General features: G+C 74.1%; 18 protein-coding genes. 12 read left to right on the top strand and 6 right to left on the bottom strand.

Features of this window, described 5'->3' with window-relative positions:
• Positions 1-80: 80 nt before the first annotated feature.
• Positions 81-929 (bottom strand): dioxygenase family protein, encoded by an 849-nt coding sequence (locus OEIGOIKO_RS06580; RefSeq protein WP_125052707.1) that lies wholly within the window; start codon positions 927-929, stop codon positions 81-83.
• Between the two features lie 106 nt (positions 930-1,035).
• On the bottom strand, positions 1,036-1,977 hold the full coding sequence (locus OEIGOIKO_RS06575) for an AraC family transcriptional regulator (RefSeq protein ID WP_125058511.1): 942 nt from the start codon (positions 1,975-1,977) through the stop codon (positions 1,036-1,038).
• 365 nt (positions 1,978-2,342) lie between these two features.
• Between OEIGOIKO_RS06575 and OEIGOIKO_RS06570 the strand changes: the two genes are divergently transcribed.
• From OEIGOIKO_RS06570 to OEIGOIKO_RS06540, 7 genes are all read left to right on the top strand, one after another.
• A complete protein-coding gene (locus OEIGOIKO_RS06570) occupies positions 2,343-4,886 on the top strand; it encodes a SpoIIE family protein phosphatase (RefSeq protein ID WP_125052704.1) in 2,544 nt (847 codons plus the stop codon).
• A gap of 53 nt (positions 4,887-4,939) precedes the next feature.
• Positions 4,940-5,662, top strand: a complete 723-nt coding sequence (locus OEIGOIKO_RS06565; protein ID WP_125052701.1) for a class I SAM-dependent methyltransferase — start codon at positions 4,940-4,942, stop codon at positions 5,660-5,662.
• A 1,110-nt stretch (positions 5,663-6,772) separates the two neighbouring features.
• Entirely contained in the window at positions 6,773-7,606 is an 834-nt protein-coding gene (locus OEIGOIKO_RS06560) for a M55 family metallopeptidase (RefSeq protein WP_125058510.1), read from the top strand.
• Positions 7,599-8,987, top strand: a complete 1,389-nt coding sequence (locus tag OEIGOIKO_RS06555) for a M20/M25/M40 family metallo-hydrolase (RefSeq protein ID WP_125052699.1) — start codon at positions 7,599-7,601, stop codon at positions 8,985-8,987. The genes OEIGOIKO_RS06560 and OEIGOIKO_RS06555 overlap by 8 nt, the downstream gene beginning before the upstream one ends.
• A gap of 222 nt (positions 8,988-9,209) precedes the next feature.
• The gene (locus tag OEIGOIKO_RS06550) at positions 9,210-11,198 is read left to right on the top strand and encodes a S9 family peptidase (RefSeq protein WP_125052696.1); all 1,989 of its coding nucleotides are present in this window, start codon (positions 9,210-9,212) and stop codon (positions 11,196-11,198) included.
• Entirely contained in the window at positions 11,195-12,163 is a 969-nt protein-coding gene (locus tag OEIGOIKO_RS06545; RefSeq protein WP_125052693.1) for a S66 peptidase family protein, read from the top strand. Before OEIGOIKO_RS06550 ends, OEIGOIKO_RS06545 begins: the two co-directional genes overlap by 4 nt.
• Before the next feature lie 270 nt (positions 12,164-12,433).
• Entirely contained in the window at positions 12,434-14,344 is a 1,911-nt protein-coding gene (locus OEIGOIKO_RS06540; RefSeq protein ID WP_125052690.1) for a CocE/NonD family hydrolase, read from the top strand.
• Between the two features lie 21 nt (positions 14,345-14,365).
• Here OEIGOIKO_RS06540 and OEIGOIKO_RS06535 read toward each other — a convergent pair whose 3' ends face one another.
• The 3 genes from OEIGOIKO_RS06535 to OEIGOIKO_RS06525 form a co-directional block, all read right to left on the bottom strand.
• Positions 14,366-14,560, bottom strand: coding sequence for a ferredoxin (locus tag OEIGOIKO_RS06535; RefSeq protein ID WP_031010843.1), 195 nt, complete (start codon positions 14,558-14,560; stop codon positions 14,366-14,368).
• A 53-nt stretch (positions 14,561-14,613) separates the two neighbouring features.
• On the bottom strand, positions 14,614-15,801 hold the full coding sequence (locus OEIGOIKO_RS06530; protein ID WP_125052688.1) for a cytochrome P450: 1,188 nt from the start codon (positions 15,799-15,801) through the stop codon (positions 14,614-14,616).
• Positions 15,802-16,108: 307 nt separating this feature from the next.
• Complete coding sequence (locus tag OEIGOIKO_RS06525; protein ID WP_125052685.1) at positions 16,109-16,783, bottom strand: TetR/AcrR family transcriptional regulator; 675 nt, start codon at positions 16,781-16,783, stop codon at positions 16,109-16,111.
• A gap of 51 nt (positions 16,784-16,834) precedes the next feature.
• On the opposite strand from OEIGOIKO_RS06525, the gene OEIGOIKO_RS06520 reads away from it, so the two are divergent.
• The 4 genes from OEIGOIKO_RS06520 to OEIGOIKO_RS06505 all read left to right on the top strand — a co-directional run bounded on the left by OEIGOIKO_RS06520 (position 16,835) and on the right by OEIGOIKO_RS06505 (position 19,788).
• Positions 16,835-17,806 (top strand): DUF2867 domain-containing protein, encoded by a 972-nt coding sequence (locus tag OEIGOIKO_RS06520; RefSeq protein WP_125052682.1) that lies wholly within the window; start codon positions 16,835-16,837, stop codon positions 17,804-17,806.
• 110 nt (positions 17,807-17,916) lie between these two features.
• Positions 17,917-18,678, top strand: a complete 762-nt coding sequence (locus OEIGOIKO_RS06515) for a 4'-phosphopantetheinyl transferase family protein (RefSeq protein WP_125052679.1) — start codon at positions 17,917-17,919, stop codon at positions 18,676-18,678.
• A gap of 166 nt (positions 18,679-18,844) precedes the next feature.
• The gene (locus OEIGOIKO_RS06510; protein WP_125052677.1) at positions 18,845-19,387 is read left to right on the top strand and encodes a GNAT family N-acetyltransferase; all 543 of its coding nucleotides are present in this window, start codon (positions 18,845-18,847) and stop codon (positions 19,385-19,387) included.
• Positions 19,387-19,788 carry a glyoxalase superfamily protein gene (locus OEIGOIKO_RS06505; RefSeq protein WP_125052674.1) on the top strand — a complete coding sequence of 134 codons (402 nt, stop codon included), beginning with the start codon at positions 19,387-19,389 and terminating at the stop codon, positions 19,786-19,788. The genes OEIGOIKO_RS06510 and OEIGOIKO_RS06505 overlap by 1 nt, the downstream gene beginning before the upstream one ends.
• A gap of 42 nt (positions 19,789-19,830) precedes the next feature.
• Here the strand turns inward: OEIGOIKO_RS06505 and OEIGOIKO_RS06500 are convergent, their stop codons facing one another.
• Positions 19,831-20,166, bottom strand: coding sequence for a DUF6204 family protein (locus tag OEIGOIKO_RS06500; RefSeq protein ID WP_125052671.1), 336 nt, complete (start codon positions 20,164-20,166; stop codon positions 19,831-19,833).
• 148 nt (positions 20,167-20,314) lie between these two features.
• On the opposite strand from OEIGOIKO_RS06500, the gene OEIGOIKO_RS06495 reads away from it, so the two are divergent.
• A complete protein-coding gene (locus tag OEIGOIKO_RS06495) occupies positions 20,315-21,220 on the top strand; it encodes an arginase family protein (RefSeq protein WP_125058509.1) in 906 nt (301 codons plus the stop codon).
• The last annotated feature ends 104 nt before the right edge of the window (positions 21,221-21,324 follow it).

The following is a 21,324-nucleotide window of genomic DNA, read 5'->3' as shown; positions in this document are numbered from 1 at the left end:
CCCGGCCGGTGCCGGCCCCACCACGGACCGGCACCGGCCTGCCCGGCCCGGGTACGCGGGCCGGACACCGGTGTCCCGGATCAGGTGCGGCGCCACAGCGCCGGGACGGACGGCGGCTCCCATCCGGCGCGCGCCGTGTGCGGCTGGAGGCACGCGTACGTGGCGCCGTCGTAGGTGACCTGGTCACCCGCGCGGTAGTCGGTCCCGGCGGACCAGGTGCCGCCGGGCGGCTCGGTCGGCTTGCCCGTCGGCGTCGGGGTGGTCCCGCCGCGCACCCGCAGGACGAAGTCGAACGACGCCTCCTTGGCCGACCCGTTCTGCCGTACGTTCATCAGCAGCGCGGGGTCGAAGATCGGGTCGGTGTTGTTGCGCGGCTCGCCGGGGAAGTAGAGCTGGGTGGTGAGGATCGGCTGGTTCGGCGCCTGGAGCTTCACGTGCAGGTGCCGGGTGCGGCCCGGGTAGAGGCCCGGCACGATCGTGGTGAGCTTGAACGCGCCGCGCTGGTCGGTGAACTGGTGCCCGCGGAAGCGGAACCCCACGTTGTCGTAGGCGCCGTTGACGTCCGCCTGCCACCAGTCCAGCAGCACGTTGGCCAGCGGCTGACAGGTCAGCCCGAAGACGAACCCGCTCACGGTGAGCCGGGTGCCCTGCGTACCGGGCTGTATCAGCGAGTCCCGCAGGGGCGAGTTCGGTTTGAAGTAGGGGCCTTCCATCTGCGGCGGGGTCGGGTCGTCGCCGTCGTCGCAGTACGGGGTGGGGGTGAGCGGGCCTTCGGAGGGCTTGGTGTCGCGGGCCAGGGCGACGCCGCCGAGCAGCATCGGCAGCGGCACGGCCGCGACGGCGGCCTTGAGCACGTTCTTGCGGCTGATCCGTCTGCGCGGTTCGCCGTCCTGCACCGGCTCGGTGCGGTCTGTGCGTTCGTCGTCCATCGGGCGCTCCTGTGAGCAGGGGGGAAGGGCGGGGCGGCCCCGGTCGCGGGGTGGCAGCAGGAGCCGGGACCGTCCTCGCTCAGGGGCTGGCTGACGGCGACAGACGCTATTCGGGCCGCCGCGGCGCAGCGATGGACTCGGCACCGGGGTCATGGTGAATTCCTCCGGTGCCGTCCGCGGCCCGGCGGAAGTCGCCGGGACTCAGGCCCGTCTCCCGGCGGAAGAAGCGGCAGAAGTACGCCGGGTCCCCGAACCCCACCCGGCGGGCCACCTGGGTCACCGTCAGGTCGGAACCGGACAGCAGCCGCTTGGCCTCCACGGTCTGCGCGTGCCGGATCAGCCGGCCCGGAGTCCGGCCGGTACCGCGCTTGACCAGTTCGGTCAGATGCCCTACGGAGACGCCCAGTTCGTCGGCGTAGGACCGTACGGAACGGCCCAGGGAGCCCGGCTGTGCCAGCAGCCGGGTGAACTCCCGGGCCACCAGGGCGGACCGGCCGGACACGAAGTCCGCACGCCCGGTGCCGGTGCCGCCGGAACCGGGTCCGCCGGCCGGGCCCGGCGCGTCGTGCGGTGCGGACATCCGCAGCGCGCGGGCGATCAGTATGTGCAGCTGCGCCTGGAGCACCGACGTGAACGACGGGGCCCGCTCGCCGTACTCCCGCAGCATCTCGCCGACCAGGCCGGACAGCCGCGCCGCGTCGTCGGGGCCGGGCCGCAGCCAGGGGCGTTCGCCCAGCCGGGCCAGCGCGTCCCGGTCACCGGGGTGGGCCAGCAGGAAGTCGTCGGTGAACAGGACCACCCAGCCGCGCAGGCCGTGCACGCCGTCCCAGTAGTGCACCTGGCCCGGCGTGATGAAGCACAGGTGGGGCGGGCACAGCGGGCGGCGGTCCTCGTCGAGGACGTGGGTGCCGGTGCCGCCCGTCACGTACACGATCTCGTGGAAGGAGTGCCGGTGGGGGAAGCCGGCCCGGGAGAGCGGGCCGATGGTGTCGAAGGAGCCGATGGCGAAGGGCAGCAGGTGGGGGGCGGGCACGTCGAGGCGGTGCAGGGGTACGGGGCCGTCGGCCTGGTCGTTTCCGCCGCGCGGGGCGAAGACGTCCGGTGCGGGGCCCGCCTGCCGCCCGGCCCGGCGGGCGGCGGTCCGGCGGGCCCCTGCGGTCACCTGTTCGGTCCGTCTGGGCACGTCCTCACCATACGGACGCCCGCAAGAGCGCGACCGGTACCGGCAAAAACGATTCGGCTCGGCCGGTGAGGGAAGCGACGGCTGCGGCGCCCGGGACGACCGATCGCCTCACGCCATGGTCGTTCGCGCGGGGCGCACCACCTATTCGGTGAATGCGGCCCGCGCTGTCACCCCACGGTCGTACCGTGGTAGCGGTGGTGCAAGATCGGTGTACGAAGGAGCAACCGCCCATGGAGCGTGGCCCGTCGCACGGCGACGACAGGGTGGGCGCGGCGCCTCAGGTGCCGGCGCCACGGGACCCCGTGCCCGGGCGGATACCGCTCGCCGTAGTGGTGGTGGACGGCGACGGACTGGTCTCCCACTGGAGCACGGGCGCGCGCAGGCTCTTCGGACCCTCCCGCGAGGAGGCGGTGGGGACGCCCGCCGTCGATCTGATGCCGGTCTCCGGCGCGCTCGGCGAGGAGGAGTGGACGGCGCGGAGCTGGGACGAGGAGCCGGCGGGCGGGCCGTGCGACGGGCCCGGCCTGGAGGTGTCGCTGGACGGCCGGGCCGGCTACCCCACCGCGGGGCGCGCCCGTATGGCGGACGAGGAGCGGGGCACGGTCGATCTCCTGTGGTGGGCGTACCCGCTGGTCGGCCCGGGTGCGGAGCGGCTGCTCGTACTGGCGGCGGACGCCGACCGGCTGCACGGCCGCGGCGGCGCGGGCGCGGCGTCCGGCACGGCCGGCGAGGATATCGCGGAGATCGAGCGTTTCGTCCCCGGCTTCGCGCTGCACACGGACTTCGAGGGCTCCGAGGTGCTGGCCGCCCAACTCCCGCAGATCCTGCCGAGCATGAGCCCCCAGGAGAGTGCCCGGATCGTCTCCCAGGTGCTGGCGCTGGGCTATCCGGTGCTGGAGGTCAGCCAGCAGGAGCGCTTTCCGGTCACCCCGGACTGGGGCGTGCCGCGCCGGGTGGAGCGGCGGGCCCGGCTGCAGCGGGCCGCCGGCGGCGACCGGGACGCGCGGGCCGCCGCCGAGGCCGCGGCGGAGCTGGAGGCCGACCTCGAATACGCCGCCGTACGGGAGCGGTTGGAGTTCCTGAACGAGGTCAGCGGCCGGATCGGCTCGTCCCTGGACCTGGCCCACACCATCCAGGAGGTCAGCGAGGCCGTCGTACCCCGCTTCACGGACGTCGCCGGCACCTACCTGCGCGAGCAGGTCATCGCGGGCGAGGGCTTCCCCGACGGCCCGCCGGACGCCACGACCATGTGGCACCGCGTCGCGGTGGAGCACAACGACGAGCCGGGCCGGTGGGACGACGTCGTCCCGGTCGGCGAGTCGATGCCCTTTCCGGTGCACACGCCGTTCTTCCAGTGCATGACCACCGGTGAGCCGGTGCTGATCCCGCGCATCAGCGAGGAGCTGGGCAACGCGATCGCCGCCCAGTTCGAGAAGCGCGACATCAGCCCGCTGATCAACCGGCGCTCGCTGCTGGTGGTCCCGCTCAAGGCGCGCAACGTGGTCCTGGGTTTCATGATCCTGCTGCGCCATCCGGAGCGGATGGAGTTCAACGACATGGACCGGGTCACCGGCGCCGAACTGGCCGCCCGGGCCGGCCTCGTCCTGGACAACGCCCGCATGTACACCTATCAGGAGAACGTCGCCGAGACGCTCCAGGACAGCATGCTGCCGCACATCGCGCCGCGGATGGCCGGCTGCGACACCGCCACCCGCTACCTGCCGGGCACCCGCCTCGGCCGGGTCGGCGGCGACTGGTTCGACACCATCAAACTGCCCGGGTCGCGCACCGCCTTCGTCGTGGGCGACGTGATGGGCCACGGCCTGAACTCCGCCGCGATGATGGGCCAGCTGCGTACGGCGGTGCAGACCATGGCCGCCATCGACATGCACCCGGCCCAGTTGCTGCGCAGCCTGGACGACCTCGCCCAGCGGCTCGGCGACAACTACCTCGCCACCTGCCTGTACGCGGTCTACGACCCGATCGGCCAACGGCTGGTGATGGCCAACGCCGGGCACATCCCGCCGGTCCTGGTGCGGGCCGTGGACGGCCGCAGCGAGCTGCTGGAGCTGCCGACGGGCGCGCCCATCGGCGTCGGCGGGGTGCCGTTCGAGGCGGTCACGGTCCCGGTGGCGCCGGGTGACCGGCTGGTGCTGTGCACGGACGGCCTGGTCGAGGTGCGGGGCGAGGACATAGGCGTGGGCCTGGCGGCGCTAGCCGAGTCCGCCGCCCACCCGGCCGCGTCCATGGACGCGGCCTGTGACGCCATCATCCGCGCGCTGAACGTGCGCGGCGGCCGCAAGGACGACGTGGCGCTGCTGATGGCGCGGCTCAACGGCATCGCCCCGCAGGACGTTGCCGAGTGGCGGCTGGCCATCGACGCGCGCGAGGCGGGCCGCGCCCGCCGTCTGGTCCGCCGCCGGCTGGCGCAGTGGGGGCTGGAAGCGGCCTCGGAGACCGCCGAGCTGCTGGTCAGCGAGGTCGTCACCAATGCCGTACGGCATGCGCACACCCAGCACGTGGTGCTGCGGCTGGTGCGGACGGACGCCCTGCTGTGCGAGGTGTCGGACGACGACCACGCGCTGCCGCAGCTGCTGAGCGCGGCGGACGACGACGAGTTCGGGCGCGGGCTGCGGGTGGTCAGCAGGCTCGCGCAGGAGTGGGGCACGAGCCGGACGGCGACCGGCAAGACGGTGTGGTTCGAGCAGAATCTGTCACGTACCGGAAGCACCTGGCCGCGCGACGGGCGTACGCCGGTCCGCGACAGCGCATGAAAGAACGGTCAACAGTCTTGCGGGGGTGTCGCGCGCCGCAGTAGCAATGGGCCATGAGCGCTTCGAGCCACTACCTGCGGGCCTGGGAAGGCTTCTGGCGGGACGCCCCGGCGGGTGCGGGCGAGGTCTTCTGGGACTCCGACCCCTCCCTGACGGCCGAGCTCCACCTGCCGCTCTTCGCCGGCCACTTCGACGCCGCGCTGCCGGTTGTCGACCTGGGCTGCGGGAACGGCACCCAGACCCGCTTCCTGGCGGGGCGCTGCCCGCGCGCGATCGGCGTCGACCTCTCGCAGGCGGCCGTCGCCCGCGCCCGCGCGGACGACCCGTCGGGCATGGCCGAATACCGCTGCCTGGACGCCGCCGACCCGGCGGCCGGGCGCGCTCTGCACGGCGAACTGGGTGACGTCAACGTGTACCTGCGCGGGGTCCTGCACCAGTGCGCCGCCGAGGACCGGCCCCGGATCGTGCGTAACGTGGCGACGCTGCTGGGCCGGCGTGGCCGGATCTTCGCCGTCGAACCGGCCGAGGCGTCCAGGGACGTCTTCGCCTCCCTGGCGCAGAGCCCCGGCGGCCCGCCGGGCAAGCTCCGCGCGGTCCTCGCGCACGGCATCGCGCCCGGCGAGATGGCCGACTCGGTCGTCCCCGAACTGCTCGCCGACCACGGGCTACGGGTGATCGCCACCGGTCGGCTCCCGCTGACGACGACCGAGTACCGGGCGGACGGCTCCCGCATCGAGATCCCGACCAACTGGCTGGTGGCGGGGGCGGCGGACTGACCGCAACGGCACCGGTCAGGGCTGCGGGGGGTGGAGTCCGGTGGCGCGGAGAGCCCGGTTGGTCGGATCGGGCCGGGCGGACCGGGGCGCGCGGGTTGTACGCCGTCAGGGCGGGGCCGTGGTGTGCTGGGCGGAGTGGTGCGCTGGGGGTCGTCGCGCTGGGCACCGTAGGGCCGGGCGCCGTGGCGCGTTGGGGTCGTTGTGCGCCGGAGGCGGTGTGCCGGGCGCCGTCCTGTTGGGCGCCGCAGTGCCGGGTGCAGTCCTGCCGGGCGCCGCAGGGCTGGGTGCCGTAGGGCCGGGCGCCGTCCTGCCGGGCGGGTCGGCGAGCCGCCCTACGGGGTAAATCGAACGCGGGCGTTCCCCCAGCGGGGGGATACCCGAGGGCGGCGAACGGGAACCGCGCGAGCCGTGTGCCGATAGGTGGGATTCCGTTCTGCCGGACACGTCGGCCCGCCCTACGCGCCGAATTCAGCGGCCCCGCCCTGCCGTGCCCGCTCCTACCGTGCCTGGCCCATCGCGCCCGTCCCATCGCGCCCGCCCTACGGGGCAAATCGAACGAGATCGTCCCCCCGGCGGGGGGATACCCGGAGGCGGTCGGCGTAATCCCGCAGCCGTCCGCCGACAACCGTCCCCCCACAGCCGTCCCCCCCGCAGTCGTCCACCCCACCCCCCGGCCCTCCCCACGCACCCTCCCGCATCCCCCTCCAGGCCCCCCGTCCTTCCCCCGCACGGCGGAGACGCCCCGCCCCGCAGTGGGATGCGGGGTGCGGGCGGCGGACGGCACGGTGGTGCACGGCCGGGAAGGCGGACGGCACGGTGGTGCACGGTCTGGAGTCCCGGCCGCCGACGGGGACGTCCCCGGGTGGCATGCCTGCCCGGGAGGGGCCCCGGCCGGGTGCCGGGCCCACACGGGGGTGGGGCCCGGTACGGCCCGTGGGGGCCGGGGCGCGGCGCCGCCCCGGCCGTACGGATGGAGTTGGGCCGAGGCCGGGAGTGCGGTGGCCGGTCCTGGTTATGGTGGGAAGCCTGCCCGGTGGCGCGTCCGACGGCGCGGTCGGCCGGGGCGGTGCCGGAGCGGTCCGCCTGCTAGCTGTGACGGGACGGTGCGTGGTGAAGATCCTCATTTCCGCGGACATGGAGGGCGTCACCGGAGTGACCTGGCCGGACGACGTGCTGCCGGGCCACGCCCAGTGGCAGCGGTTCCGGCCGGTGTTCACCGGTGACGTCAACGCGGCGATCGCCGGGTTCTTCGACGGCGGCGCGGACGAGGTGCTGGTCAACGAGGCCCACTGGTCCATGCGCAACCTGCTGCTGGAGCAGCTCGACGAGCGGGCCCGGCTGCTCACCGGCAAGCACAAGGCGCTGAGCATGGTCGAGGGCGTCCAGTACGGCGACGTGGACGGTGTCGCGTTCGTCGGGTACCACACGGGCGCCGGCACGGAAGGCGTGCTGGCCCACACGTACCTCGCCAACTCCCTGACGGGCGTGTGGGTGAACGGCACGCGCGCCAGCGAGGGATACCTCAACTCCCTGGTGGTGGCCGAATACGGTGTGCCCGTGGTGCTGGTGACCGGCGACGACCGGACCTGTGAGGACGCCGCCGGGTATGCGCCCGGGGCGCGCGCCGTGGCGGTCAAGGACTACGTCTCGCGGTACGCGGCCGTGTGCCGGCCCCCGGCCCGTACGGCGGCGGAGATCAGAGCCGCCGCGCGCGAGGCGGCGGCCCTCGCGGTGCGCACCGAGCCGGTGCACGGCGGTCCGTTCACCGTCGAGATCGAGTTCGACGCCGAGCACCTGGTGGTCCAGGCGGCCTGCGTCCCCGGCGTCGAGCCCGCCGGTGAGCGGCGCGTCGCGTACACCAGCGAGAACATGTACGAAGCGATCCGCTGCTTCAAGACGGTCACTACCGTCGTGTCGTCGGCGGTGGAGGAGCAATATGGCTGACAGCGCCGACGGCACGGCGGACCGCGACGGTGACGCGGTGGACGGACAGACCCTCGACGAGGTCGTGCGGTTCACGTCCGATCTGATCCGTATCGACACCACCAACCGCGGCGGCGGCGACTGCCGGGAGCGCCCGGCCGCCGAGTACGTCGCGGAGCGGCTCGCCGAAGCAGGTCTGGAGCCGGTGCTGCTGGAGCGCAGCCCGGGGCGCACGAACGTGGTCGCGCGCGTCGAGGGCGCCGACCCGGGCGCGGCGGCCCTGCTGGTGCACGGGCATCTGGACGTGGTGCCCGCCGAGCCCGCCGACTGGAGCAGGCACCCGTTCTCCGGCGAGGTCGAGGACGGCGTCGTCTGGGGCCGGGGCGCCGTGGACATGAAGAACATGGACGCGATGGTGCTCGCGGCCGTCCGGCAGTGGGCGCGTACCGGTGTCCGGCCGCGGCGCGACCTGGTGCTGGCGTTCACGGCCGACGAGGAGGCCAGCGCCATCGACGGCTCGGGATTCCTCGCCGACCACCACCCCGGCCTGTTCGAGGGCTGTACGGAGGGCGTCAGCGAGTCCGGCGCCTTCACCTTCCACGCGGGCGGCGGCATGCGGCTGTACCCGGTCGCGGCGGGGGAGCGGGGTACGGCCTGGCTGAAACTGACCGCCGAGGGCAAGGCCGGGCACGGCTCGAAGGTGAACCGCGCCAACGCGGTCAGCCGGCTCGCGGCGGCCGTGGCCCGTATCGGCGAGCACCGCTGGCCGGTACGCCTGACCGACACGGTGCGGGCGGCGCTCACCGAACTGGCCGCCCTGCACGGCATCGAGGCCCGCCTGGACGCCCCGGACTTCGACGTGGACACGCTGCTCAGCAAGCTCGGCCCGTCGGCCGCACTGGTCGAGCCGACGGTCCGCAACAGTGCCAACCCGACGATGCTGGAGGCCGGCTACAAGGTCAACGTCATCCCGGGCAACGCCGTCGGGTACGTGGACGGCCGGGTGGTGCCCGGCGGCGAGGCGGAGTTCCGCACCACCATGGACCGGCTGACCGGGCCCGAGGTGTCCTGGGCGTACGACCACGGCGAGGTGGCCCTCCGGGCGCCGGTGGACGCGCCGGTGTACACGGCGATGCGGGACGCGATCGAGCGCTTCGACCCGGACGGTCATGTGGTCCCGTACTGCATGTCGGGCGGCACGGACGCCAAGCAGTTCTCCCGGCTGGGCATCGCCGGATACGGCTTCTCGCCGCTCAAGCTGCCCGAAGGCTTCGACTACCAGGCGCTGTTCCACGGGGTCGACGAGCGCGTCCCGGTGGAGGCCCTGCACTTCGGCGTGCGGGTCCTCGACCACTTCCTGCGGGCGTCGACGGGGCGGCCGCGGCCCGGGGCGGGCGGCTGAAGGAAACGTCGGGGCCGCCGGACGGCCCGTGAACCGCCCGGCGGGCCCGCGAGCCGCCCGGCGGACCGGCGCCCCCTGGAGGCGCGCCGCCGCCCGCCGGTTCCCGCCCGGACCGGTCGAATTCGGCCAGGCCAGGACCTCCGTGCGGAAACCGTACGGGTTGATGCCCGGCCCCGCGTACGACAGGCTTGGCGGCTCCAACGCCTGAGGAGGAACGCCACCATGGTCACCACGGCCCCCTACGGAGCCTGGCCGTCCCCGATCGACGCCCGGCTGGTCGCCGAGCACGAGGGCCGGCCCGAGTACGTCGGCGTGGTCGGGGACGAGGTGTGGTGGACCGAGGGCCGCCCCGCGGAGGGCGGCCGGCGCGCGCTGGTCCGCCGACGTCCCGACGGCACGGAACAGACACTGCTGCCGGAGCCCTGGAACGTCCGCAGCCGGGTCATGGAGTACGGCGGCCAGCCGTGGGCCGGCGGCGTGGACGCGGACGGCCGCACGTTCCTGGTGTTCTGTCACTTCGCCGACCAGCGGCTGTACGCCTACGCGCCGGACGGCGACGCGGCTCCCCGCCCGCTCACCCCGGTCTCGGCCGTCGGCGGCGGACTGCGCTGGGCCGACCCGGTCCTGCGGCTGGACCGGGGCGAGGTGTGGTGCGTCCTGGAGGAGTTCACCGGCCCCCGCCCGACCGACGTGCGCCGGGTGATCGCCGCGGTGCCGCTGGACGGCTCGGCGGCCGGGGACCGCGCGGCCGTACGGGAACTGAGCGACGACCGCAACCGTTTCGTCACCGGGCCGCGGATCTCGCCGGACGGGCGGCGGGCCGCCTGGATCGCCTGGGACCATCCGCGGATGCCGTGGGACGGCACCACCGTCCTGCTCGCCGACATCACCGGCGACGGCGCCTTCACCGGCGTACGGCCGTTCGCCGGCGGCCCCGAGGAGTCCGTACCGCAGATCGAGTGGGACACGGACGGAACCCTGCTGTACGTCTCCGACGCGGACGGCTGGTGGGAGCTGCGCCGCGCCGACCCGGACGCCGGGACACCGGGCCGGCGCCTGTGCAGACCCCGCCAGGAGGAGTTCGGCGGCCCGCTGTGGCAGCTCGGGGTGCGCTGGTTCCTGCCGCTGGACGGCGGCACGATCGCGGTGCTGCACGGCCGCGGCGCCATGGCGCTCGGCATCCTCGACCCGGTCAGCGGCGAACTGGTGGACGCGGCCGGGCCGTGGACGGAGTGGGCGTCCACGCTGGCCGTGCACGGCAGCCGGGTGGTCGGCGTCGCCGCCAGCCCGCGCAGCGCGTTCGAGATCGTGGAACTGGACACCTGCACCGGCCGGGCCCGGGTGATCGCGGCCCGGCACGCCGACGCGGTGGACCCGGTGCACTACCCCGAGCCGCAGATCCGTACCTTCACCGGCCCGGACGGCCGCGACATCCACGCCCACATCTACCCGCCGCACAGCCCCGGCCACCGCGCCCCCGACGGCGAACTGCCGCCCTACGTGATCTGGGCACACGGCGGCCCCACCGGCCGTACCCCGCTCGTGCTCAACCTGACGATCGCCTACTTCACCTCCCGCGGCATCGGGGTCGCCGAGGTGAACTACGGCGGCTCCACCGGCTACGGACGTGCCTACCGCGAGCGGCTGCGCGAGCAGTGGGGCGTGGTGGACGTCGAGGACTGCGCGGCCGTCGCCGAGGCGCTGGCCGACGAGGGCACCGCCGACCGGCGCCGGCTGGCGATCCGCGGCGGCAGCGCGGGCGGCTGGACCGTCGCGGCCTCGCTCGTGACGACCGGCCTGTACGCCTGCGCCACGATCAGCTACCCGGTCCTCGACCTGGTGGGCTGGGTCCGGGACGGCACCCACGACTTCGAGTCGCAGTACCTGGCCAGCCTGATCGGCCCGTACGACGAGGTGCCCGACCGCTACCGCGACCGTTCCCCGCTGCGGCACGCGGACCGGATCACCGCGCCCTTCCTGCTCCTCCAGGGCCTCGACGACGCCGTCTGCCCGCCCGACCAGTGCGAGCCCTTCCTCGCGGAGGTCAGCCGGCACGGCACCGCCCACGCCTATCTGGCGTTCGAGGGCGAGGGCCACGGCTTCCGCCGCGCGGAGACCATCGTCCGCGCCGTGGAGGCGGAACTGTCGCTGTACGTCCAGGTCTTCGGCATCGCCCGGACGGACATCCCCGTGCTGGAACTGACGAAGTGACGGCCGGTCATCCCCGTACGCGGGCGGCGGAGCGCCCCCGGTGCCTGGCGCCCGGCGACCGGGTCGCCCTGGTCGCGCCGAGCGGCCCGATCGCCCCGGAGCGGCTGGACGCCGGGGCCGACCTGCTGCGCGGCTGGGACCTCGACCCGGTCGAGGCACCCCACGTACGCGGCCGGCACGCCACCCTGCCGTACCTGGCGGCCACGGACGGGGAACGCGCCCGCGACCTCCAGGAGGCGCTGTGCGACCCGGACATCGCGGCGGTCTTCGCGGCGCGCGGCGGTTACGGCGCACAGCGCATGGCCGACCTCGTGGACTGGACGGCCGTACGGGCCGCCTTCCGCGCGCACGGCCCCAAGCCGCTGGTCGGCTTCAGTGACGTCACCGCGCTGCACGAGGCGTTCGCGGTGCGCGCCCGAGTGGCCACACTGCACGGCCCGGCCGTCGCGGGTGAGGTGTTCCTCAAGGACGAGCCGACCCGCGAGCACCTGCGGCGCACGCTCTTCGAGCCCGCTTCGGTGCGGGCCGTCACCTCACCGACCGCCCGGCCGCTGGTGCCGGGGCGGGCGAGCGGCGTCACGCTGGGCGGCTGCCTGTCCCTGCTCGCCGCCGACCTCGGCACGCCGCACGCCCGCGCGGGCGCGGCCGGCGGCCTGCTGCTCCTGGAGGACGTGGGCGAGCCCGCGTACCGCGTCGACCGCGCGCTGACCCAGCTGCTGCGCGCCGGGTGGCTGTCCGGCGTCGCGGGCGTCGTCCTCGGCTCGTGGGCCCGCTGCGGCCCGTACGAGGAGATCCGCGCGGTGCTGCTGGACCGCCTCGGGCCCCTCGGCGTCCCGGTGGCGGAGGAGTTCGGCTTCGGGCACGGCGACTCGGCGCTCACCGTGCCGCTGGGTGTACGGGCGGAACTGGACGCGACGGCCGGCACCCTCACGTACGACGAACCGGCGCTGCGCGCACGCTCCTGAGGCTGAATCCACCCGGACGAGCGATACGGCCTGCCCGCCGCGCCCCGGTGCCGAACTCGTACGGGTGATCCGCCGGAGCCCGGCCCCGGTGTTCGTGCAGCCCAACGGGTGGTCCGGGCGGAGCCTTTCGGATGGACCTGGCGCGGCTCGGGAGACAATCCCCGGTGCGAGCGTCGACACCTTGTTACTCGTTACTCGTGGTTGCTCGTGTCACGACATGAGCCGGCCGTCACCGACCGCCAGGTGCGGCGTGCCTTTGTGGAGGAATGCGTGCCCAGCGTGTCCAGAGCCCTGCCCCGTGCCGCGGCCCGGCCCGTCCGGCGCGCGGCGCGGTCCCGGCACGTCCGGCTGCCGGTCTCCGCCTCGGTGTGCCTCGCGGCGTGCGCGGCGCTCATCGGGCCGGTGAGCGCCGCCGGGGCGGCCGGCGCGGCGGGGAACCGGCACCCCGGATACTCCGTCACCGCCTTCAAACTGCCGGTGCGGGCCGGCGGCCGCGACTGCGCCCTCGACGCCGACCTGTACCGCCCCACGGGAGTGGACGCCGCGCACCCGGCACCCGCCGTCCTGACCACCAACGGGTTCGGCGGCAGCAAGTCGGACGGCTCCACCGACGCCATCGCCCGCGCCTTCGCCGCCCGCGGTTATGTCGCGCTGGCCTACTCCGGCCTCGGCTTCGGCCGTACCGGCTGCCCGATCTCCCTCGACGACCCGCGCGTCGACGGGCGGGCGGCGAGCCGGCTCCTCGACTTCCTCGCCGGGAAGCGGACGGCGCGGGACGGGACGCGCGTCGACTACGTCACCCAGGACGGCCCAGGGGACCCGAGGGTGGGCATGTTCGGCGGCTCGTACGGCGGCGCCATCCAGTTGGCCACCGCGTCCGTCGACGGGCGGCTGGACGCCCTGGTCCCGCTGATCACCTGGCACGACCTCGGGTACGCCATGGCGCCGAACCACGCCGACCGCACCTCCGGCGTGACGGGCCCGGGACCGGGCGCGTACAAGTACCAGTGGACCAACGGCTTCTACCTCATCGGCGAGGCGCAGGGCCTGCTGCGGCCGCGCATGGATCCCTCGCGCGGCGGCGGCTCGGGCTGTGTGCACTTCGTCGCGCAGGCGTGCGAGACCAAGAAACTGCTGAACTCCGGCCGCTACCCGGCCGCCCGCACGGAGGCCGTGCTCCGCTACGCGCGCAGCGTCTCCCCGGTCTCCTACCTCGGCTCGGTCCGCACGCCGACCCTGCTCGTGCAGGGGCAGGCGGACACCCTCTTCACCCTCAACGAGGCGGCCGCGACGTTCGAGGCCCTGCGGGCACAGGGCACCGACACCGCCATGATCTGGCAGTCCTGGGGGCACAGCGGCGGCATGGCCGACCCCGCGCAAGGTGAACTCGACCTGTCGAAGGGCAACTTCGAGAGCAGCTACGTCGGTCGGCGGGTCCTCGCGTGGTTCGGCCGCTACCTGCGGCACGAGTGGGACGCCGACACCGGGCCGGCTTTCGCGTACTACCGGGACTGGGTGCGCCACGGCCCGGTGTACGGCACCTCGGAGGTCTTCCCCGGGGGCGTTCCGCACCGGCTGTACCTCTCCGGCGACGGCCGGCTGGTGGGCAGCCGCGCCGACGTGGTGCCCGGCAGCCGCTCGTACCGCAACTGGCGGGTCTCCTCCAGCCATTCGGAGAGTTCGCTGGCCGAACTGCTGAGGCTGCCCAACCCCAGGCCGTACGACACCCGGGGCACCTACCTGGACTGGACGTCCGACCCGGTCCGGGGGCGGCCCGTGGACGTGGTCGGCGCACCGCGGGCCACGCTGCGGGTGCACGCGCCCGCGGCCGAACGGGCGCAGCACTCCGGCGACGCGGCCGACAAGCTGGTCCTGTTCGCCAAGCTCTACGACGTGGCGCCGAACGGCGCCAAGACCCTCGTCCACCGCCTGGTGGCGCCGGTCCGGGTGCCGGACGTGACACGGGAGTTCACCGTCGACCTGCCCGCGATCGTGCACCGCTTCGAGCCGGGGCACCGGCTGCGGTTCGTGGTGGCCGCCAGCGACAACGCGTACTTCGGCAACCGCGGCACCAAGCAGGTGACCGTACGCAGCTCCCACGGGCACACCGGCACGCTCGAACTGCCGGTAGTCATGGAGCTGCCGGACGGGGCCGACGCGGCGGGGGAGCCGGACGGCTAGCGGCGCCCGGTCGCGGGCCGGTCAGCTCTCGGTGACCGAGATGGCCTGGACCGGGCAGGCGCGGGCGGCCTCCCGCACCAGCGGGTCGCCCGCGCCGTCCTCGCGGCCCGGCAGCAGGGCGCTGAACCCCTCGTCGTCCTGGGTGAACACCTCCGGCGCGGTCAGCGCGCACTGACCCGAGCCGATGCACACGGACGTATCGATGTCGATCTTCATGGCGGCTCTCTTCCGTTCGTCGGCGGACACGCGGGGTACGGCCGGCCGTCCGCTCACCAGGTGACGGGCAGTTCGACCAGACCCTGAAGAGTGTGGCCGGGCTTGTGGGGGACCTCGGCGGCGGGCACCGCCAGCCGCAGGCCGGGGAAACGGGCGAAGAGCGTCCCGAAGGCGATCTCCATCTCCGCGCGGGCCAAGTTCTGGCCCAGGCACTGGTGGACGCCGAAACCGAAGGCCACGTGGTGGCGGGCGGAGCGCTGCCAGTCCAGGGTGTCCGGCGCGTCGTAGGCGGCGCCGTCCCGGTTGACGACCGAGGTGGAGAAGATCACGCCGTCGTCCGCCCGGATCGTCTCGCCGCCCACCTCGATGTCCTCGGTCGCCACCCGTACCAGTCCGTCGGCGATGGACAGGAACCGCAGCAGCTCCTCCACCGCGTCCGGGACCAGCGACGTGTCGGCACGCAGCGCGGCGAACTGCTCCGGGTGTTCCAGCAGCGTGAAGGTGCCCAGCGAGAGCATGTTGGAGGTGGTCTCGTGGCCGGCCACCAGCAGCAGCAAGGCCATGCGCGCCAGCTCGTGGTGGCTCAGCTCGCCGGTTTCCAGACGCTCGGTGATCAGCTCGTCCAGCAGCCCGTCGCCCGGCTGTGCGCGCTTGCGGGCCACCAGGCCGGTGAAGTAGTCCTCCAGCCGGTCGCGGGCCTCGGTGACCTCTTGCGGATCGACGCTCTGCAGGAGGGTGCGGGACAGCTCTTCGAAGAGTTCGTGGTCGGCGTACGGGACGCCCAGCAGCGAGCAGATGACCATGGACGGCACGGGCAGCGCGAAGGCGGACACCAGTTCCGCCGGGGGGCCCTGCTCCTCCATGGTGTCCAGCAGCCGGTCGACGGTCTCCTGGATACGGGGGCGCAGCGCGGCGACGCGCTTGAGGCTGAAGCTCGGGATCAGCATCCGGCGCTGCGTGTTGTGCTCGGGGTCGTCGACCCCCAGCAGCGGGGTCCGCACGGTGCGCAGCGACTCGAAGCGGGGCGCGGGGGCGGGGAAGGCCGGATTCTGCCGGTCGGCGGACAGGCGCGGATCGGTGAGCAGCGCCCGGGTCTCGGCGTGGCCGGTCACCACCCAGGCGGTGCGGCCGTTGTAGAGCCGTACGCGGGACAGCGGCCGGGCGTCGCGCAACGGCTGGTAGCCGACGGGTGGTTGGTACGGACAGGTGCGGTCCTGCGGGAAGGGCAGCGCCTCGGTCATGGGACCTCCTGGCAGAAGGCTGCGGGGGCGACGGGGTCGACGGGCTCCTGTGACAAGGCTGGCGGACGGCGGGTCGGGGGGAGATAAGGGCGGGGAACGGACAGGACGGGGCCGGCCCGGAGGTGGTCCGGTCCGGACCACCCTCCACTCCATGCCCTATGCACGTAATACGTCCATGCGCAGACCGGCCAATTCCGGCCGGGCCGTGCCGTGCCGCACGATGCCGGTCGGCTCAGGCCGCTACCGGCGGCTTTCGGCCATGCCCGGCCATGCCCGGTTGCTCCCAGTCGTTGCCGGTCGCTCCCGGTCATTCCCGGCAGAGCAGGGTGTCGATCACCGAGTCCAGGTAGCGGTCGCGGTCCGCCCCGTCGGGCAGACTCTCCGGGACGGCGTGCCCCAGTTGGGTGTGGCCGAGATATGCCGTGTACGCGAGCAGGCCCCGGCGGCGCGCCTCGGCCGCCGGGAAGCCCAGCGCGGCGAACAGCTCCGCGACATAGCCGACCCGGCGGTCCGTCACCCGGCGCAGGACCGCCGTGACGCGTGGCTCCGCCGCCGTCGCCAGCAAGGAGACCTCCAGCGGGTCCGCGGCCGACGCGGCGGACGCGTACGCGAACAGGCCGCGCAGCCGCCGCTCCGGGTCGGGTTCCGCCTCGACGGTGGTGATGACGGCTTCGGTGTGCAGTTGCTCCCAGCGTTCCAGCGCGGCGTCGACCAGCGCGTCCCGGTTGGCGAAGTGCCAGTAGAAGCTGCCCTTCGTGGTGCCGAGCCGGGTGGCGAGCGGTTCGACGGCCACCGCCGCCAGGCCGCCTTCCCCGATGGCCGCGAGGGCGGCTGCGGCCCAGTCGTCGGCGGTCAGGCGGCGACGGCCGCCGCCGGTCTTCCGGTCGCGGCGGGGCCCGTCCGAAGGGGCGCCGTCCGAAGGGCCGCCGTCCAGGGATGTGCCGCCGGTGTCCTGAGGGTCGTCCGTGCTCCGTCGCGCCATGACCATACGCTACCGTACGGTCAAACATACGCCACCGTATGGAGGTGCCCGATGCGCCCGGTCCGCGATGTCCACACCCGCACCGTCCAGGCCCCTGCCGCCACGGTCGGAGCCCTGCTCGACCGGCTGGCCGGCGACGACGACCCGCTCTTCCCGGTGCCCGTCTGGCCCGCCATGCGCTTCGACCGCCCGCTGGGCGTCGGCGCGACCGGCGGCCACGGCTTCGTCCGCTACCGCGTCACCGCCTACGAGCCGGGCCGCCGCGTCCGGTTCGACTTCCCGGAGGGCGGCCACCACGCCGTCGAGGTGACCCCGCTCGACGCCGGTAGCTGCCGGGTGACCCACGTCCTGGAGGGCCGGCTCAGGGGTGCGAAGCGGGTGGCGTGGTCGCTCGCGGTGTACTGGATGCACGCCACCGTCGTCGAGGAGATACTCGACAACGTCGAACGCGCCGCCACCGGCACGGTCCGCGCCCCGGTCCGCCGCTCGCGGTGGGTGCGGCTGCTGCACCGGCTCCTGTGGGAACGCCCCGTCGCCGTACCCGTGCCGCCCGCCGCCCGGCTGGCCCGTACCGCCTTCGCGCGTACGGACTTCCAGGACGCCTGGCAACTGCCGCTGCCGCCCGGCATGCCGGGCGACCCGGCGGCCTGGAAGGGCGTACTGCGCGGCGCGTTCCCCGAGAAGGGCCGCACCACGACCGAGGACGGCGGGGAACTCCTGCTCGGGCAGGACGCCCGGCACCTGGACTTCCGGGCGTCGCTCCTGGTCGAGAGCCCGGCCGTGGGAGCGGACGGGCGGACCGTCGGCCACGGCGGCCGGGTGACGCTCAGCACGGTCGTGCGCACCCACCACACGGGCGGGCGGCTCTACTTCGCGGTCGTCCGGCGTGTTCACCCGGTCCTCGCCCGCGCGATGCTCCGCCGTACGCACCGCAGGCTGGCGCTGGCCGCACCGAGCGCGGGAGAGCGGGAGCCGGCGGCACGCTCTCCGCGCGCCGGGTACCGTCACCGGACACGGCCGTAACGGCTCCCGGCATCCGCACCGCGCCGGACCGCCCGCACGTGCCGCCGACGGACGGACGGACCGGATGACTCCGGGCGGCCGCGCAGGACGACGACGAGGGAGTGCGACCGATGACCACGGGCGATACCTGGACCCTGAGCGAGGAGAGCGGCGCCGTGCGGCCTGCCCTGACCCCCGAGGTGTACGACGCGTCCGCGCTGCCGGGCCCGCTGCCGGCGGACGGCGCCCGGGAGGTGGCGCTGTGGCTGGTCCGCAGCGTGCCCGAGGCCGGGCTGCACGACACGGCGGTGCTGGACGCGGCCGAACGCAAGCGGACCGCCGCGTTCGTCCGGCCCGGCGACCGCGACACCTACGCCACCTCGCACGGCGCGCTGCGCCGCCTGCTCGGCGCGTACCTGGACCGTGACCCGGCCGCCATACGGTTCGTCCGCGAGCCCTGCCCCTGCTGCGACGAGCCGCACGGCCGTCCGGCGCTGGCGGGGGCCGGGGTACCGCTGCACTTCTCGCTGTCCCACACCGGCGACATGGCGCTGATCGGCTTCGCCCGTACGCCCGTCGGCGTGGACATCGAGCGGCCGGCCTCGCCCCGGACCGTGGCGGAGGTGTCGGGCATGCTGCACCCGCAGGAGCGCGCGACGCTGGACGCCCTGCCCGAGCACAGGCGGCCGGCCGCGTTCGCCCGCTGCTGGACCCGCAAGGAGGCGTACCTGAAGGGCACGGGCAGCGGTCTGGCGGGCGATCTGATGACCACGACGCTGGTCGGCGCCGGGCCGGAGCCGGTCACGGTGCCGGGATGGGAGATGGTGGACGTGGCGGTGCCCGAGGGGTACGCGGCGGCCTGCGCGATCCGCGCGGCGGCTGCGACCGACTGACCGGCCCCGACCGGAGCGGCCCGGCCGCCGACCGCCGGAATCCCGACTTCCGCCGGAATGCTGAATTTCGGCGGAATCTCGGGTTCCGGCGGGCCGCCGAGACGTCGGCTCGCTCGCCCGATCGATATACCTGGCGGCCCGGCCCGTGGCTTCGTACGATCGGACGATGGCTGACGATCACTACCTCGCCACCGGCCCGCGGGTCGGGCTCCGGCACTTCACGGCGGAGGACCGGGCGGAGTTCACGGCGCGGGCCCGGGAGAGCGTACGGCTGCAGCGGCCGTGGCTCTCCTCGCCGACCACCGACGCGGCCTACGACAGCTACTTCGCCAAGCTCCAGGAACCGTCGCGCGAAGGGTTCCTGATCTGTGAGCTGGAGAGCGGCCGGATCGCCGGTTTCCTGACCGTCAACAACATCGTGCACGCCGCCTTCCGCTGCGGAGCGGTCGGGTACGGCGCCTTCGCGCACGCCGCCGGGCGGGGGCTGATGAGCGAAGGGCTGCGGCTCGCCATGGGCTACGCCTTCGGCGAGCTGGGGCTGCACCGCCTGGAGATCAACATCCAGCCGGCCAACGAACGCTCGATCGCCCTGGTCAAACGCGCGGGCTGCCGGCTGGAGGGCTACTCGCCCGACTTCCTGTTCATCGACGGCGCCTGGCGGGACCACGAACGCTGGGCCATCACCAGCGACATGTTCGAAAGGACCTGATGTCCGAGACCACTCCCGAGGCCACCTCCGGAATCACCTTCCGGCACCCCGTGCCGGTGCTGCGCGTCTTCGACGTGGCCAAGGCGCACGCGTTCTACCTGGGCTACCTGGGCTGCGCCGTCGACTGGGAGCACCGCTTCGCCCCGGACCTGCCGCTCTACACGCAGGTGTCCCGAGGGGGCCTGGTCCTGCACCTGTCCGAGCACCACGGGGACGGGACGCCGGGTTCGGTGGTGTACGCCGAGCTGAGCGGCGTCCGGGCGCTGCACGCCGAACTGACGGCGAAGGACTATCCGTTCCAGAAGCCCGGCCTGGAGGAGGACGCCGAGATCGGCCTGTCGCTGACCGTCAGCGACCCGTTCGGCAACCAGCTGCGGTTCAACGAGCCGCCGGCGGAATGAGCGGGCGCCTGGAGGCCGTCCTTCGTCCGTCCTGCGACCGGTTCAACGCCCCTTGCGGTTGACCTTCATGGTGTCCATGTCGGTGGCGGACGAACGCAGGTCCCGGTACCCGTACCCGGCCGCCGCCAGCGCCGCCTCCGCCTTCTCCTCGGCGAGGGCGGCCGCCAGCTCCTCCCCGTCCGCCGCGTCCGAGACGATCACGTACCGGTACGTGAACGACCGCAGCGCCGCGTCGTAGGCGAGCGAGCCCTCGGGCGTGAACCGCAGCCGGGTCAGCCCGTGCTCGTCCACTTCGGCCAGCAGCCGCGCCCTGGCCTCGTCCGTCAGTCCGTCCCACCGGCCCCGCACGATCACCCGGTAGGTGTGCTCCGTCGCCATCGCCTTCCCCGTCTCCGTCTCCGGTCCGGCGGCCCTCGCCGTACCGATGCGGTTGCAACGGTACGGCATGCCGGGGCGCGGCGCGGCAGCCGCCCGGCACCGCAAAAACCTGGTTGAACTCCGCGGGCCCGTGCGGTGGGATGGCCGGATGCGCCGCATCGTGCTCCTCGACGCCCCCTCCAACCTCGGGCTGCGTCCCCCCGCGCCGGGCACCGTGCCCGGCTGCTACAAGCTGGCGGGCGCCCTGCGCGAACAGGGGCTGCTGCGGCGGCTCGGCGCCCTGGAAGGCGGCGTCGTGACGCCGCCCCGCTACGACCTCGGCGGCTGGCGGGAAGGCGAGGGTGACTTCAACGCCGCCGCTATCGCGGACTACACCCGCCGGCTCGCCGCCCGTGTCGAAGCGCACGTGCGCGCGGGCGAGTTCCCGGTCCTGCTGGGCGGTGACTGCTCCATCCTGCTCGGGGCCGTCCTGGGGCTGCGCCGCGCCGGCCGGTACGGCGTCGCCTATCTGGACGGGCACGGCGACTTCCGCCACCCCGGCAACACCGACCGCACCGGCCCCGTCGGAGCGGCGGCCGGCGAGGGCACCGCGCAGATCACCGGCCGCGGACAGGCCGACCTCACCGGCATCGACGGCCTCGGACCGTACGTACGCGACAGTGACCTGCACATCCTCGGCATCCGCGACGACGACGAGGACCGCGCCGAGCTGACCTCGCTGGGCATCGCCCATCGCACGGCGGGCGAGATCCGGCGGCAGGGCCCGGCGGCCGTCGCCCGCACGACCCTGCGCGACCTCCAGGACACGGCGCCGGACGGTTTCTGGATCCATCTGGACGCGGACGTGCTCGATCCGAACGTGATGCCCGCCGTGGACAGCCCTGACCCCGGCGGTCTGTCCACCGGGGAACTGCGCGACCTGCTCGCCCCGTTGGCGGCCTCACCGCGCTGCGCGGGGCTCGACCTCACCATCTACGACCCGGACCTCGATCCGGAAGGAACCGGGGCGGCGCTGCTCGCCGGTCTCCTGGAAAGCGTCCTCGCGCAGTCCTGACTGACTTTCGGCAATACTGACCGTCTCTGGTCTATGTGCGGCCAGCACCTGACCGTATGCGACGGCACACATGGCCTCAACAGGCCCTTTTCAGGCACGCGCGG

It is taken from the genome of Streptomyces paromomycinus (assembly GCF_003865155.1).
GTDB classification, from domain to species: Bacteria; Actinomycetota; Actinomycetes; order Streptomycetales; family Streptomycetaceae; genus Streptomyces; species Streptomyces chrestomyceticus.
This window is presented reverse-complemented; position numbering and strand designations above follow the sequence as displayed.

Coding starts and splice junctions, on each gene's coding strand:
- OEIGOIKO_RS06580 (WP_125052707.1), bottom strand. CDS start 929: ATGGACGACGAACGCACAGACCGCACCGAGCCGGTGCAGGACGGCGAA.
- OEIGOIKO_RS06570 (WP_125052704.1), top strand. CDS start 2,343: ATGGAGCGTGGCCCGTCGCACGGCGACGACAGGGTGGGCGCGGCGCCT.
- OEIGOIKO_RS06565 (WP_125052701.1), top strand. CDS start 4,940: ATGAGCGCTTCGAGCCACTACCTGCGGGCCTGGGAAGGCTTCTGGCGG.
- OEIGOIKO_RS06555 (WP_125052699.1), top strand. CDS start 7,599: ATGGCTGACAGCGCCGACGGCACGGCGGACCGCGACGGTGACGCGGTG.
- OEIGOIKO_RS06550 (WP_125052696.1), top strand. CDS start 9,210: ATGGTCACCACGGCCCCCTACGGAGCCTGGCCGTCCCCGATCGACGCC.
- OEIGOIKO_RS06535 (WP_031010843.1), bottom strand. CDS start 14,560: ATGAAGATCGACATCGATACGTCCGTGTGCATCGGCTCGGGTCAGTGC.
- OEIGOIKO_RS06530 (WP_125052688.1), bottom strand. CDS start 15,801: ATGACCGAGGCGCTGCCCTTCCCGCAGGACCGCACCTGTCCGTACCAA.
- OEIGOIKO_RS06525 (WP_125052685.1), bottom strand. CDS start 16,783: ATGGCGCGACGGAGCACGGACGACCCTCAGGACACCGGCGGCACATCC.
- OEIGOIKO_RS06520 (WP_125052682.1), top strand. CDS start 16,835: ATGCGCCCGGTCCGCGATGTCCACACCCGCACCGTCCAGGCCCCTGCC.
- OEIGOIKO_RS06515 (WP_125052679.1), top strand. CDS start 17,917: ATGACCACGGGCGATACCTGGACCCTGAGCGAGGAGAGCGGCGCCGTG.
- OEIGOIKO_RS06510 (WP_125052677.1), top strand. CDS start 18,845: ATGGCTGACGATCACTACCTCGCCACCGGCCCGCGGGTCGGGCTCCGG.
- OEIGOIKO_RS06505 (WP_125052674.1), top strand. CDS start 19,387: ATGTCCGAGACCACTCCCGAGGCCACCTCCGGAATCACCTTCCGGCAC.
- OEIGOIKO_RS06500 (WP_125052671.1), bottom strand. CDS start 20,166: ATGGCGACGGAGCACACCTACCGGGTGATCGTGCGGGGCCGGTGGGAC.
- OEIGOIKO_RS06495 (WP_125058509.1), top strand. CDS start 20,315: ATGCGCCGCATCGTGCTCCTCGACGCCCCCTCCAACCTCGGGCTGCGT.